The 13,802-nt window shown below is 41.2% G+C and carries 12 protein-coding genes; 9 read left to right on the top strand and 3 right to left on the bottom strand.

Features of this window, described 5'->3' with window-relative positions:
* The first annotated feature begins 14 nt into the window (after positions 1 to 14).
* From M2448_RS02690 to M2448_RS02655, 8 genes are all read left to right on the top strand, one after another.
* Complete coding sequence (locus M2448_RS02690) at positions 15 to 620, top strand: DUF2238 domain-containing protein (RefSeq protein ID WP_280644738.1); 606 nt, start codon at positions 15 to 17, stop codon at positions 618 to 620.
* Between the two features lie 61 nt (positions 621 to 681).
* The gene (locus M2448_RS02685; RefSeq protein ID WP_280644737.1) at positions 682 to 1,620 is read left to right on the top strand and encodes a DMT family transporter; all 939 of its coding nucleotides are present in this window, start codon (positions 682 to 684) and stop codon (positions 1,618 to 1,620) included.
* A gap of 102 nt (positions 1,621 to 1,722) precedes the next feature.
* On the top strand, positions 1,723 to 2,232 hold the full coding sequence (locus M2448_RS02680) for a hypothetical protein (protein WP_280644736.1): 510 nt from the start codon (positions 1,723 to 1,725) through the stop codon (positions 2,230 to 2,232).
* Between the two features lie 10 nt (positions 2,233 to 2,242).
* Entirely contained in the window at positions 2,243 to 2,734 is a 492-nt protein-coding gene (locus M2448_RS02675; RefSeq protein ID WP_280644735.1) for a hypothetical protein, read from the top strand.
* A 44-nt stretch (positions 2,735 to 2,778) separates the two neighbouring features.
* A complete protein-coding gene (mnmA, locus tag M2448_RS02670) occupies positions 2,779 to 3,852 on the top strand; it encodes a tRNA 2-thiouridine(34) synthase MnmA (RefSeq protein WP_280644734.1) in 1,074 nt (357 codons plus the stop codon).
* A gap of 77 nt (positions 3,853 to 3,929) precedes the next feature.
* Entirely contained in the window at positions 3,930 to 4,565 is a 636-nt protein-coding gene (locus tag M2448_RS02665) for a trimeric intracellular cation channel family protein (protein WP_280644733.1), read from the top strand.
* A gap of 127 nt (positions 4,566 to 4,692) precedes the next feature.
* Positions 4,693 to 6,678 (top strand): OmpA family protein, encoded by a 1,986-nt coding sequence (locus M2448_RS02660; protein WP_280644732.1) that lies wholly within the window; start codon positions 4,693 to 4,695, stop codon positions 6,676 to 6,678.
* Positions 6,679 to 7,575: a DUF4835 family protein gene (locus M2448_RS02655; protein WP_280644731.1), complete on the top strand. Its 897-nt coding sequence runs from the start codon at positions 6,679 to 6,681 to the stop codon at positions 7,573 to 7,575.
* A 162-nt stretch (positions 7,576 to 7,737) separates the two neighbouring features.
* Here the strand turns inward: M2448_RS02655 and M2448_RS02650 are convergent, their stop codons facing one another.
* From M2448_RS02650 to M2448_RS02640, 3 genes are all read right to left on the bottom strand, one after another.
* Positions 7,738 to 8,559, bottom strand: coding sequence for a tetratricopeptide repeat protein (locus M2448_RS02650; RefSeq protein ID WP_280644730.1), 822 nt, complete (start codon positions 8,557 to 8,559; stop codon positions 7,738 to 7,740).
* Between the two features lie 192 nt (positions 8,560 to 8,751).
* Positions 8,752 to 10,326, bottom strand: a complete 1,575-nt coding sequence (locus tag M2448_RS02645; RefSeq protein ID WP_280644729.1) for an outer membrane protein transport protein — start codon at positions 10,324 to 10,326, stop codon at positions 8,752 to 8,754.
* A gap of 96 nt (positions 10,327 to 10,422) precedes the next feature.
* Positions 10,423 to 11,919, bottom strand: a complete 1,497-nt coding sequence (locus M2448_RS02640) for a hypothetical protein (RefSeq protein WP_280697048.1) — start codon at positions 11,917 to 11,919, stop codon at positions 10,423 to 10,425.
* Between the two features lie 545 nt (positions 11,920 to 12,464).
* On the opposite strand from M2448_RS02640, the gene M2448_RS02635 reads away from it, so the two are divergent.
* A complete protein-coding gene (locus M2448_RS02635; RefSeq protein WP_280644727.1) occupies positions 12,465 to 13,658 on the top strand; it encodes a DUF6348 family protein in 1,194 nt (397 codons plus the stop codon).
* Positions 13,659 to 13,802: the final 144 nt, after the last annotated feature.

Below are 13,802 nucleotides of genomic sequence, written 5' to 3'. Positions count from 1 at the left end.
AAACTTACAGAGCGATGGAAAAGAAATATATTGTATTTCTGGCTATCTTTTTTGCAGTAGCCATTTGGTCGGGTATCGGAGCTTACGAAACAGGTCTTTGGTTTCTCGAGGCCGGTATGTGTCTGGTCGGAGTGGCTATTCTGGCACTGACTTTCAAGCGGTTTAAGTTTACAGATATGACCTATTTCTTTATCCTTGTTCATTTGATTATTCTTTTCATAGGAGCACACTATTCTTATGCCAGAGTACCATTGTTTGATTGGATAAAGGAAGTATTTGACCAGAGCCGTAATAATTACGATAAAGTAGGGCACTTTGCACAGGGATTTATTCCTGCCATGATAGCTCGCGAACTGATAATCCGCCTCGATGTGGTAAAGAAAAAAAGCTGGATTCCATTCTTTGTAGTTTGCATCTGTATGGCGATAAGTGCATTCTACGAGCTTATAGAATGGTGGGTTGCCGTATTGTCCGGTGACGGAGCCGACGATTTTCTCGGCATGCAGGGCTACGAATGGGACACCCAGTCGGATATGCTCTGTGCTACGATAGGTGCGATCTGTATGCTTATTCTCTTCTCCAAATTGCAGGATAAGCAAATAAAAAAAATGACAGAATAAATATGCCAATTCTGTGGATTCATAATTTATAATTCATCATTCATCATTCATAATTACTTTTATGGCTCTTTCTCAAAAACAGCAGGGAAATCTTATAATGCTGGTCGTTATACTGATTTTCGGGTTGAATATCCCTATCAATAAATATCTGTTTGCAGAAGGTCTGCTTACACCGATGGCAATGACAGCCCTGCGTATGTCATTTGCTGCCATCGCATTTTGGTTGGTATCGCTTTTCCTGCCTCGCGAAAAGATAGAGAAAAAAGATATGTTGCTGCTGCTTGCCGGCGGACTTTGCGGAATGGTATTCAATCAGGGACTGTTTGCCTATGGGCTGGGACAGACCTCACCTGTAGATGCATCCATCATTACTACCAGTAGCCCGTTGTTTGCCATGATTATAGCTGCTATTGTTCTCAAAGAACCCATCACATGGATGAAAGCCGGAGGGGTGCTTGTCGGTGCGGCAGGAGCTATTTTTCTTGTTTACTCGAGCCATAGCGGAGATACAGGGCAGGATGCAAGTATGGCAGGCAATATGGCAATAGCAGGAGCACAGTTTTTCTATGCATTCTATCTGGTTATAACCCGTCCGTTGTCCGAGAAATATTCTTCGGTAACTATGATGAAATGGATGTTCCTCTTTGCCTGTATCACAGCTTTGCCATTCAGTTACGGAGAGGTATTGAAAGCACCGCTTTTTCATCAGTCGGATGCTACACCATTCCTGTTGCTTTCATTTACACTGATAGGTGCTACATTCCTTACCTATCTACTGATTCCTTTTGCTCAACGCCGCATACGCCCTACAACTATATCTATGTACAATAACATGCAGCCGCTCATAGCTTCGGGTGTCGCCATTTATATGGGGATGGATCATTTCACAGTAGAGAAACTGATAGCCGCTGTCTTTATTTTCGGAGGGGTATATCTGGTAACGAAGAGTAAGTCGCGTGCCGATGTGGAAAAAGAAGAAGTGGTTGCCGAAGCCAAATGATAGGAGTTTAAACACTTGTTTGTAGTGATTATATAAGATAATCAGGCTTATAAATTGAGAAATAAAGTGTAATTTTGCAACTCAAATGAGAAATAGCAGCACATGAAAACTATAAAGATAATTGCTTTACTTCTGTTATTGCCTCTGGCCTGTTCCGCACAGCTGATAGGAATAGGAGCGCAGTATGCAGATGCAAAAGGGAAAGGAAATGCTATACAATTTGCGGCAAATGCTTCATTTCCTGTATGGCACAAGAAGAATCCGTTGAACTCATATATATCAAGTGGGATAGACTATACAGGAGGAAGCTCTCCAGTAGCAGGGCTTAACATCAAACCTATACAGTTTACGTCATTTATCAGCGAATCATTGTTTAACGATCATCCATTTACTATACTGGTGGGTTGCGATGCCGGATATCTGTTCAATTTCCGTCATGGGAAAGATGGTGTAGTCATTACGCCCAATGCCTATTTTGATTATAAAGGAGTTTTCGTAAAGACCGGATATGATTTTAATGTAACAGGAGGAAAACAACAGTTTTTTGTACGTCTCGGATTTAATTTCGGAATAGGTACGTTTAAGAATTTTGTGAAGACTAAAATCTGGTAAAGCACATCTTATGAAAAAGTGTATTCTTCTATTCATTTCATTATTTCCGATATTAGCATTCGGACAATATATTGGAGTCGGATATCAATATGCTGATTTCAAGAAACACCAGTTTGTTGCCACAGTAGCATATCCATGGCTGATTCCTGAAAAGAACGGTTCTGTATTCCTAACCAGCGGGTTAGAATATTCAACCAAAGCAGGTGATATATCCGGATTGAATCTCAAAGCAGCGTCTTTTTCTGTGCCTTACGTGCTGGATGAAAGTAAATTACCTTTTATTGTGCAACCGGGACTCGACGCTGGCTATCTCTTTGGGTTGAACCATGCAAAAGATGGAGTAGTATTGACCCCAAATCTGCATTTTGAATATGGCTTAGGCTTACATTTGCGTGTCGGATACGACTATAATGTAAGAGCTAAAGATGGACAATTCTTTGTGCGTATTGCTGTTGGTATTGGAGCAGGAGTAGCAATGGTGATGAAAGGCTGGACAAAGTAGAGAAAATATAACAAATTTAGTTCTCTAAGGAGGAGAATTGAAAAATGAAAATAGCAGCATTGGTATCAGGAGGAGTAGACAGTTCGGTAGTTGTACATCAACTGAAAGAACAGGGCTACGATCCTACGATATTTTATATACGGATAGGTATGGAAGATGAGCAGGGCTATATCGATTGTCCTGCCGAAGAAGATATTGAGATAACAACCTATATAGCAAAAAAATATGGTTGTAAGATGGAAATTGTTTCATTACACGAAGAATATTGGGAAAATGTAGTAAGCTATACAATAGAAGCCGTAAAGCGCGGGCTTACCCCTAACCCCGATATGATGTGTAATAAGATGATCAAATTCGGGTGCTTCGAACAGAAATGGGGTCACGAATTCGATAAGATCGCTACAGGACATTATGCCACAACTACAGAACTGGACGGTAAGACGTGGCTATCTACAGCAAAAGACCATGTGAAAGATCAGACATACTTTCTCGGGCAGATAGACTATATGCAAGTCTCAAAACTGATGTTCCCGATTGGAGATTTACTGAAAAGTGAAGTGCGTGCTATTGCCGCACAGCAGGCTTTGCCTTCTGCTCAACGTAAGGACAGTCAGGGGATCTGTTTTCTGGGAAAGATCAATTACAATGATTTCATCCGCCGTTATCTGGGAGAGCGTACAGGAAAGATTGTAGAACTCGAGACAGGGAAAGTACTAGGTAAACACGATGGTTACTGGTTTCATACTATCGGACAGCGTAAAGGTCTGGGACTGAGTGGTGGCCCTTGGTTTGTGATCAAAAAAGACACTAAGCGTAATATTATTTATGTTTCCAATGGTTACGACCCTGCTACCCAATATGGCGATGTTGTAAATCTGGCCGGATTCTCGTTTATAACAGAAGATATCTGGGGCGACTTTGAAGGCACAAAAGATATTACCTTTAAAATACGTCATACACCTGAGTTTACACATGGGCGTATAGAGAAGATAGGTGATCTTTACCGTATCAGCTCCAATGATAAGATACAGGGTATAGCTGCCGGACAATTTGGAGTGGTATATGATGCAGACTCTAAGCTATGTATCGGTAGTGGTATGATCGCCAACGAGGAATAGAGATAATTAGTAAATTAGCAAATGCTTCTGCCTGATTAACTCATAATTTATAACTCATAATTTATAATTTAGATTAAATGTTTCTCTTCAATGATCTCGCCCAGATAGAGCTTGTCGATATAATCGAATTTCTGGGAACTATCGCATTTGCCATCAGTGGTATTCGTCTGGCATCGGCTAAGCGGTTCGATTGGTTCGGGGCTGTTGTTATCGGTTTCGTAACAGCGGTAGGCGGTGGTACGCTTCGCGACCTTTTGCTTGATGTTCCTGTTTTTTGGATGCAGGCAAGCCGTTATATCTGGTGTACATTATTTGCCTTTGTGGTGGTGCTTTGTTTCCGTAAATATCTGGTTCATCTTAATAACACTATATTCTGGTTCGACTGTATCGGCTTGGGATTGTTCGTTGTTGTAGGTTACGAAAAAGCAATGGCACTCGATTATCCGATCTGGGTATGTGTATCTATGGCAACCATTACAGGTATAGTGGGAGGGATAATCCGCGATATACTGATCAATGAAATACCTATTATATTCACACAGGAGCTATATGCGGTAGCTTGTATATTAGGGGGTATTTTGTTTAGTATATTGAGCTATCTGAATGTAGACCTTATCATAATAGAGGTTTCGACAGCATTTTTTGTCGTTCTTATACGGGTACTGGCTACAAAATACCATCTTAAACTACCGGTATTGAAAGGCGAAGAATGATGTTGTATGCGAGGTTTCTAGCTCCTTATTGCAATATTCTGCGTCGAAATGAGTTATATTTGTGTATTAATTATCTATTTACACTTGACAAAGTAAAAAAGGTCTGATACTTTAACAAAGCCACATATTGAAAAAATATACTTACTACATATCTGCTATAATTATATTATTGACAGCTTTCGTTTCATGTAAATCGGTGAAACTTGAAGATGCCGATAAGAAGTTTGCACAGGGTGAATACTTTGTTGCAGCCGATATGTACCGTAAAATCTATCGTAAAACATCGGCGAAGAAAAGAGAGCTCAGAGGAGAAGTTGCCCTGCGCATGGCTGAGAGTTATCGCCTGATAAACTATCCTGCACGCGCGAACGGAGCTTATGCCAATGCTATCCGGTATAAAGCCAGTGACAGTACTGTTACCCTGCAATATGCACGTTCTTTGCATAAAACAGGAGAGTATAAACAGGCTGCCAAATACTATGACGAATTTCTGAAACTCTTCCCTGATAATAAGTTTGCCCTGAATGGGTTGGAAGGTACGAAAGTTGCTCCTCAATGGAGGGCTAAACCTACAAAATATGTTGTGAAGCGGATGGAACTGTTTAATTCCAACAGAGGGGAATTCGGCCCTGCATTACTACCTCCCGACTATGACCAGATATATTTTGCATCGAACAGGAAGGAAGCTACAGGCGATACTATCAGCGGCATAACGGGAGCAAAGCTGAACGATATATTCATGGCTCGGAAAGACGAAGCAGGCAACTGGATGAAGCCCGAAGTGGTGGAGTCTGTCATCAATACCCCATCGGACGAAGGTGGTATATCTTTTAGTGTTGCCGGAACATCTATGTACTATACTCATACGCGGGTAGCCGATTCGATGGAAGTTTCATTTCCGGCTATCTATGTATCACAGCGCGGAGGTGGATCGTGGGGTGAAAGTACGAAGATCGAGGTAAATAAGAGAGATACATTGAGCGTATACGCACATCCGGCTATCAACTCTACAGGAGATTATATGTACTTCGTTTCCGATATGAAAGGCGGCTACGGAGGCAAGGATATATGGCGGGCTTCTATGGTCGGCGATCTGGTCGAATACATCGAAAATCTGGGGCCGGATATAAATACGGCAGGCGATGAAATGTTTCCTGTGTTGAGGAACGATTCTACGCTGTATTTCTCTTCCGATGGGCATATCGGAATGGGCGGACTGGATATCTATAAAGCTTCGTATGACTTCAAGACAAAACGCTGGGTTGTTGAAAATATGAAATATCCGATCAACTCTCAGGCCGATGATTTTGGTATCACCTTTGCCGGAGAAAAGGAATCGGGGTTCTTTAGTTCCAACAGGGGAGATGGAAAAGGATTCGACCATATTTACAGTTTCGACTATCCTGTGATAAAGACAATGGCAGAAGGCTACATTGTGGATACCGATGATGAGTTTGTTACCGATGCTACCATACGTGTAGTCGGGCGCGATGGAACGAATAAGAAGTTTCCCGGAAAAATTGATGGTACATATACGCTCGATCTTAATCAGGGTGTGAGTTATGTGTTTCTGGCCAGTGGCGAAAATTTTCTGAATACAAGGATGTCGCTGAGTACGGTAGAGATGGAGAAAGATTCCATTTATCCGCTCGACTTTGTACTGACTCCGATAAACAGGCCGGTTGTGCTTGAGAATATTTTCTATGATTTCGACAAAGCGACTCTCCGCCCCGAATCGAAAGAGGAACTAGACGGATTGATAGACCTATTGAATGTGAATCCGAATGTTACGATAGAATTATCGGCACATACCGACCGCAAAGGTTCGGCAGAGTACAACATCGGCTTGTCGCAACGCAGGGCGGAATCGGTAGTTACGTATCTGATAGCAGCCGGAATTGCTCCCGATCGTCTTACTGCAGTAGGAAAGGGGAAAACCGAGCCGAAAACAGTGACTAAGGCGGTGAAAAAGAAATACGATTTTCTTGAAGAGGGGCAGGTGCTGACCGAAGAGTTTATACAGGAACTACCTCCTGAACAACAGGATATGGCCGATCAGGTAAATCGCCGTACAGAATTTAAAGTATTGAGTGTAACTTATAATCTGGAATAAATGATGAGATTCGTTGCATGTTTGTTTATCTTTTTTTCCTTGTGCTGTGCAGTACAGGCTCAGGAGTTGAATGCCCGCCTGACGATAAACACACAGAAATTATCTACGCCTAATAAGGAGCTTTTCTCGTCATTGGAGACAAATATAAACCAACTGCTGAATGAGCAGAAGTGGACAGACCTTACATATGGTAAGAACGAGCGTATAGACTGTTCGGTTGCCATTATTGTGAATGAAATGACCGATCAGAATAGCTTTTCGGCAGAGATACAGGTAGCTTCGCGGCGTCCTGTTTATAATTCTTCATATATTACATCCTTACTGAATTTCAGAGATACTCAGTTTGCTTTCAGTTATATACAGGGACAATCGCTATACTATAACAGTATGAATATAGATAACAATATTGTAGCTGTTATAGCATTTTATGCTTATGTGATAATAGGACTCGATGCCGATTCGTTTTCTCCCAACGGAGGACGCCCTTATTTTGCTAAGGCTATGGAAATAGCGAATATGGCACAGTCGTTGAATACAAAAGGGTGGGAGCCTTTCTCGGGTAAGAACAATAACCGCTACGATCTGGCAATGGGGCTTACCGAAGAGAGTTCAGCAAGTTTTCATTCTTTTTGGTACAACTATCATCGCATGGGATTGGACGAAATGGCAGCAAATCCGTCAAGAGGCAGAATTCGTATAATAGAATCGCTTAGTGATTTGCAGAAACTACACGAAGCTCGTCCATCCTCTATTGTAACAGCAGTTGTAGGTGAAAGTAAAGTAGATGAATTGATGAAAATCTGCGTTCAGGCAACTGATGAGGAAAAAAATGGAGTGAAGAAGCTATTATCACAGGTATTCCCTACCAAGAACTATATCATCAATCAATTAAAATAGCGTTGTGTTAAGCATATAACAATGGCTTCGGGGCTTGCAGTAGGGGCGGATTATCATCCGCCCGCTTTTAGAAACATTATTCTCGCATTCGGGCGGATGATAATCCGCCCCTACAAGTAATCGATATTTCACTCTTAACATAACAATAGATTGAAGGCTGTTCTATTTACATAATAACAAAAAATCCTCGATAGCAGCTTCGTCAGTACCGAGTTCCTTTGCTTTCAGGAAATCTTCTCTGGCTGATCGTTTCTCGTATTGTGCCAGTTTCAGTTGTCCCCTCAATACATAGATAGGTGCTCCATCGTAGCCCAGCTCTATTGCTTTGTTAATATCTTCCTGTGCGCGCCCCAGCCTGTTTAGGCGGAGATAGCATTCAGCTCTGTTGAAGTACAGGTCTGCATTTGTTTTGTTCTCATAGATGAGGTCGCTATACTGCTGTTCGGCCTCTTTCCATTCGCTGCGACGCTTGGCTATCTGTACAATTCCCATTTTTGCATTCAGGTTTTTAGGCTCTATTTCCAGTATCTTCTCGAAATTCTCTTCGGCACGAAACAGGTCTTTTTCACTTAAATATATAAGCCCTCTGCGATACAGGGCCTCCGTATCTTTTTCGTCTGTAAGCAGTATGGTATTGTAGTCCTTCAGTGCATCGTCGAACCTGTTCATTTCACAGAAAAGAGCCGCCCTGTTGTGGCGGATAAAGGTTGTATTCGGATATTTTTCGAGTGCTACATTATATGATATCAGCGCCTCTTCCAATTCCCCGAGATTCCGTTGTATAGTACCCAGATTTACCATAAGCATGGCATTGTTCGGATTACCGGGTTCTTTGCGTAATGCCGCTTTCAGTGCTTGTTCTGCTGCTGCATAGTCATTCATTTCCACATAATCCATCGAGCGGCTTATCATATCCTCATAAGTCTGAGAAAATGAGGAAATTGTAAAAAACAGGAATATGAGTATAACTGGTATTTTTTTCATTGTCTGTAAAATAATAAATAAGATAGATTATATACCTCTCTCTCAATACAAGGCAAATGTACATGTAATTAACTTATTCCTTTAAATCATATTGCCTAAAAAGATTTAAAAAAGGCTATAATAATGTTAGTTATAAATGAAAAAAGCGTATCCCGCAAAGAGATACGCTTTCCTTCTATAATAATGTATTTATTACAATGTTCTGAATTTGAAACCTAATGTAAGCAGTCCTTGAAATGTATTGTCTTTCCATGTTGCTTTTTCAGAATGGTCGAATGAGTACAGGTCTGCTTTCTGATTCCTCATTACGAATGCTACGTCTGCATATACGTATGGTGAAAATCTGTAACCCAATCCGTATGTATAATAATGAGTGTCACCGTCGAGCGTGAAGTGAGGCACAGAGCCTACTGTCATCACTTCTCTTTCGTTATTCTTAAATTCTTTGTTCAGCGGACTTTGTTTCCACGAATAACCCGCACGCATAGAGAATTGATTTGTAAAACGAACTTCGGCACCTACACGTACGGTAGAAGCACCTTTAAAGTCTTCTTTAATATCCACGTTCGGATCATGGTTCATCCTGTCTCCGTTATCTTCAAACAATTTCATATTGTTTTTGTAATTGGTATATTCGTAATCTGCACTCAGGCTTACTTTAGGAAACAATCCTTCACCTTTGTCGAGAAGAATTGCAGCTAAACTAAGAGTATATCTGTCCGGTGTGCGCAGTCTGTAGTCGTAGCGGAATACACCTGTCTCTATCGTTGCATTATTGCCTTCAAGATTAGGAATAAGACCTCTCAGGTCATATCTTAATCCGGCGCTGGCATAATCGGTCATATCATACCATGTAGGTGAATGATAAGCTAAACCAATGCGTAAGGCATCTATCGGCTTGAATATAAGACCGAGACTAAACTGATATCCTGTACCATCGGTTTCCAGATCGTTCATCAATGTCATGTTGGCATTCGATATACCGTTATAATCTTCGTCGTAGTCAGACGACAGGCGATAACTGATATCAGTAATAGACAATGTAAGGCCGGCACTTACTACATCTGCAAAGGTTGTTCCTACATTGAAGTCATAGGTGCTTATAGATCCTTTTTCTCTTACTGATAAGTAATTGTTGGTTGCATTATCTCTGATACTACCTAAATAGCCATACTTTCCGGGTTCATCCAACTCGTCTATCATCCAGCTATTGTAACCCAATACTGCCAACCAGTCGTAATTTTGTAATGGTTTAATATCCGAATCGTCTTCAAACAGGAGTCCTCTCGGGTCTATTCCATTGGCGCGATATGCCATATATTCTGAGATGGGCTTATTCAGATTGCTCCCCTTCATCGAATATTTACGGTCAAAATTCTTTAACCTGTTATACGAGAAACCAAAATTGATAGATGGGGCTACATCGCTGTTAGTTGGAAATACGGTAACGAAAGCCAGATTGTCGAACGTTACTTTAAATTTGCTCTGATCCAGTTTTCCGGCATTCAGTTCCGTTTTGGTATTTGTATTCTGAAAGTTGAGTGTGGTTACCACCTCATAACTTTTAAATACACCGATTCCCGCAGGATTGATAGATACGGCAGATATGTCGCCTCCCAGAGCGCCCATAGCTCCACCCATTCCTACCGAACGTGCGGTACCGCTCAGATCACTTTGTGACAACTTGTAGGCATCCATTTCACCTTGTGCATAAATTCCCCCGATGGAGATAACGAATGCTGCTAATAATAAAACTTTACGTTTCATAATATTTCAGTTTTTGTATTTTAAAAAAGCTGCTTCAATAGCATCTATGAAACAGCTTTATTTATTATGTAATTATTTTCTATTCAACTTGGATGTTTATCTGCTGCGGCCACCGCCACTTCTACCGCCACCCCCTGAAGAGCGACTGCTTGAAGATGAACTGCCTGAGCTATACGATCCTCTGGATGAAGAACTACTGCTTGGCGAACTGTAACTGCTCGAGCGTGATGATGAACTGCTCGAACCACTATAGCTCGGTCTTGAAGACGAACTGGATCCGCTATAACTTGGTCTTGATGAACTGCTTGATCCTCTGTAGCTCGGTCTTGAAGATGAGCTTGACCCGCTATAGCTCGGTCTTGATGACGAACTGCTCGATGACGAACCACTATAACTCGGTCTCGATGAACTGGTTGAACCACCATTGTAGCTCGGCCTTGTTGATGGACGACTGCTGCTCGAACCATTATAGCTAGGTCTTGTACTGGTCGATGATCCTCCGTTATAGCTCGGTCTGGTTGTAGAGCTACCCGATCCGTTATAACTAGGTCTGGTGCTAGTGGTTGAACCACCATTGTAGCTCGGTCTTGTTGATGGACGAGTACTGCTCGAACCGTTGTAGCTCGGTCTTGACGAACTGCTTGTTGATCCGTTATAGCTTGGCCTTGTTGATGGGCGAGTGCTGCTCGAACCATTATAGCTCGGTCTGGACGATCCGCTCGAACTGTAACCCGGTCTTGTTGACGGACGGCTGCTTGCGCTGCCATAACTAGGGCGTGAGCTATTGTTGCGTCTGTCGTATCTGTCGTAATTATTTCTGCTGCTCGATCCGTATCTCGATCCGTAATATGTACCTCTCGAGCGCGATGCTCCGCTATAATATACAGGTCTTGAATAGTAGTTGTGGTGATGATGATGTCCGTACCAGCCACCGCCGTACCAGCCACCGCCGTACCAGCCTCCGGCATACCAACCGCTGCCCCAGCCCCAGTTCCAACCCCAAGAGTTGTAGTACCAAGGTCTGTTCCAACCCCAGCCCCAAGAATAGGAAGGGTAATACCAAGAATCGTAATACCAAGGGTCGTACCAAGGATAATAGCTGTTCCATCCTCCCCAGCCCCAACCAAGATTTACGTTGAAATTCCAGCCACGATTACGATAGTAATTGCTGTACGAATCGTTAGCAACGAATACGTTTATTTCATTGTTACTGGATATCTTAACGCTGTTTTCAGGGTCGTGGAATTTTACGATACGATCGGTATATTCATAATCCTGATACTCGTCTGCATATACAACAGAGTCCTGATATTGATACACATCTACATTTCCTCCCCTGCGGTTGTATGCATCTACATCAATGTTTACATTACCTGTTGTTTCCAATGTAACGTCACCATTGTCGCGTACTACAAGTACCTGAGTCGGATTTACCTGTCTTTGCTGTTTCTGCGAAACTGTATTTTTTACCTCTTTCTTCTTGTTGTCTTTAGATTTAGAAGAAGCATAGATATCATCCCAGTCTTCCTGTGCAAAAGCTAAGAAAGGCAATACTGACATCAGAAACATGATTAATAAGTTTTTTGCTTTCATAAACTGCTCTCCTATCTTTAAAATTTATAATTCTTTTAAGTTTTGTGTTCAAATACTTTTTCTATATAACTGTTAGACTAGCCTTGCTCTGAAAGGTTTAATCTAAATTGTAAAAATAAACCAAGATATTAAACAAATGTACGATATTTTATTTTTACTCACTAGTTTTATATAATAAAGATGCAATTAAGAGCCTGATTGCTGCGTTTAAAGATGTTAAAAAAGGTGATTTTATCTCTGATTATTTATCAGTAAGCGAATATGAAAATTAAAGAATAGATTTAGTAACTGTTTAAATTTGACTGAAAATATTTCATATAACTGTTTCCGATTATTCTTTGGCTCTTATTTTTATTTTTTCTTCTCTATTTTCTACTTTTCACTCTTGGTTTAGCCCGCTAAACCTGCGAATAAAAAGAAAAATATATATTTGAAATAATACAAAATAAGAGTGCCAATCAAATTTAAACAGTTACTTAATCGGATTTTTTAGAAAAGATATTTATATTTGAGTATCATAAATCGCATACGAAAAATTACACACTATGGATGCACTTCGACTCATTCAGCGAGAAAAAGAGTTAAAAGAATTTTTGCTGGAAGCTTTTCGTAGACACAATGTTGAATGTGAGATAACGGATGATTTGCTGATTTTTCCCCGACAACGTATGACAGCTTGTGCCAAAGTATTTAACAGGTCTTCGTCATCGACACTGGTATTGCAGCTCGATGTCGTTCTCGAAGTCGGATTAGGCAAGGAAATTATAGAGTCGTGCGTAGGGCTTGGGATGGATGAGGATGCAGCGATAAAAGATGCCTGGAAAAACTTTCTCAGCAATTCTTTCCATGTGCTGCTTTCCGCTTTTTTTACCCGGGAATTCGATGATCAGATAAATCGCTACCAATGGCTTATAGGAGGACAAAGATGTGATGTGATAATGAGTCAGATAGGAATGCGCGGACAGGCTCCCGACCCGCTGCCGTTAGCTTGGCTCAATCAGTTTGAAGATATGGTGAAAAAGCAGGTATTACCTCCCGGAATTCACTGGATGCGGTTGTATTATGCACAATCGCAGCGGGAAGTTATATCGGCTGAAATCTTACTGGATAATAATACGTGGCAATCGGTAGAGAATACGGTTCGTTCTTTTGATTATCCCAAAACAAATGATTTTCTGTCAGTGCGTGTTTTTCTGGTCGTTACAGCCGGTTGTGATGTCAGTCGTGTTGCCGCAGCTATGGCGTGGATGGGAGATAAGGATAATGAGGAAATTCAAAGAGAACTGGTAAGGGAGGGGATGCTGGAGACAGATGTCGAAAAGGCAATAGTCTTTATGCCTCTTGCTTTTGGGCGTATCTTTCTGAAAGGTATTACTACTGCCGAATTTCCTGATGAGGCTATCGTTATAGATGATACTGAAAAAGAAACAACAATAAACTTGAGCGATGAGCCTATTTATATGGAAGCATACCGGCTTGCCGAAAAAATAGCAACTGAAAGCTGTGTAAATATGGATCACTTTAAACAAATATTTCTTCAGAGCGCAGAACTCAATGCATTTAACAATGCTCTGAATGAAGGGGCTAAGCTCGAAGACCTGAACGTAGCTAGATTCGGTTCGCCTATCATGTATTTTTCCCACTTTATTCCTGCCGAAAGGGTAGAGGAGATTATCCCCGAACCGGAAGTGTCTGAATCGAAAAAGGGAGGAAAGCCTTTCTGGAAGTTCTGGAAGTGAATAAAAAAGAGCGAAATTATCTTCCGCTCCTTTTTTCAATCTAATAACCTAAAATAGCCTAAAACATCATCGTGAGATCGATTAAATGCAATAGTACTATAACCATTTGCCACAATGATTATAGCTGCAAATATATTATTTCGG

The sequence above is a fragment of the Dysgonomonas sp. PF1-14 genome, assembly GCF_029892965.1.
Taxonomy (GTDB): Bacteria; Bacteroidota; Bacteroidia; order Bacteroidales; family Dysgonomonadaceae; genus Dysgonomonas.
Note: the sequence above shows the minus strand (reverse complement) of the source record. Positions and strands in the feature narration are given on the sequence as shown.

Bases quoted from the DNA above. Each gene is read 5' to 3' on its own strand.
- M2448_RS02690 (WP_280644738.1), top strand. From the start codon at position 15: ATGGAAAAGAAATATATTGTATTTCTGGCTATCTTTTTTGCAGTAGCC.
- M2448_RS02685 (WP_280644737.1), top strand. From the start codon at position 682: ATGGCTCTTTCTCAAAAACAGCAGGGAAATCTTATAATGCTGGTCGTT.
- M2448_RS02680 (WP_280644736.1), top strand. From the start codon at position 1,723: ATGAAAACTATAAAGATAATTGCTTTACTTCTGTTATTGCCTCTGGCC.
- M2448_RS02675 (WP_280644735.1), top strand. From the start codon at position 2,243: ATGAAAAAGTGTATTCTTCTATTCATTTCATTATTTCCGATATTAGCA.
- mnmA (WP_280644734.1), top strand. From the start codon at position 2,779: ATGAAAATAGCAGCATTGGTATCAGGAGGAGTAGACAGTTCGGTAGTT.
- M2448_RS02665 (WP_280644733.1), top strand. From the start codon at position 3,930: ATGTTTCTCTTCAATGATCTCGCCCAGATAGAGCTTGTCGATATAATC.
- M2448_RS02655 (WP_280644731.1), top strand. From the start codon at position 6,679: ATGATGAGATTCGTTGCATGTTTGTTTATCTTTTTTTCCTTGTGCTGT.
- M2448_RS02650 (WP_280644730.1), bottom strand. From the start codon at position 8,559: ATGAAAAAAATACCAGTTATACTCATATTCCTGTTTTTTACAATTTCC.
- M2448_RS02645 (WP_280644729.1), bottom strand. From the start codon at position 10,326: ATGAAACGTAAAGTTTTATTATTAGCAGCATTCGTTATCTCCATCGGG.
- M2448_RS02640 (WP_280697048.1), bottom strand. From the start codon at position 11,919: ATGAAAGCAAAAAACTTATTAATCATGTTTCTGATGTCAGTATTGCCT.
- M2448_RS02635 (WP_280644727.1), top strand. From the start codon at position 12,465: ATGGATGCACTTCGACTCATTCAGCGAGAAAAAGAGTTAAAAGAATTT.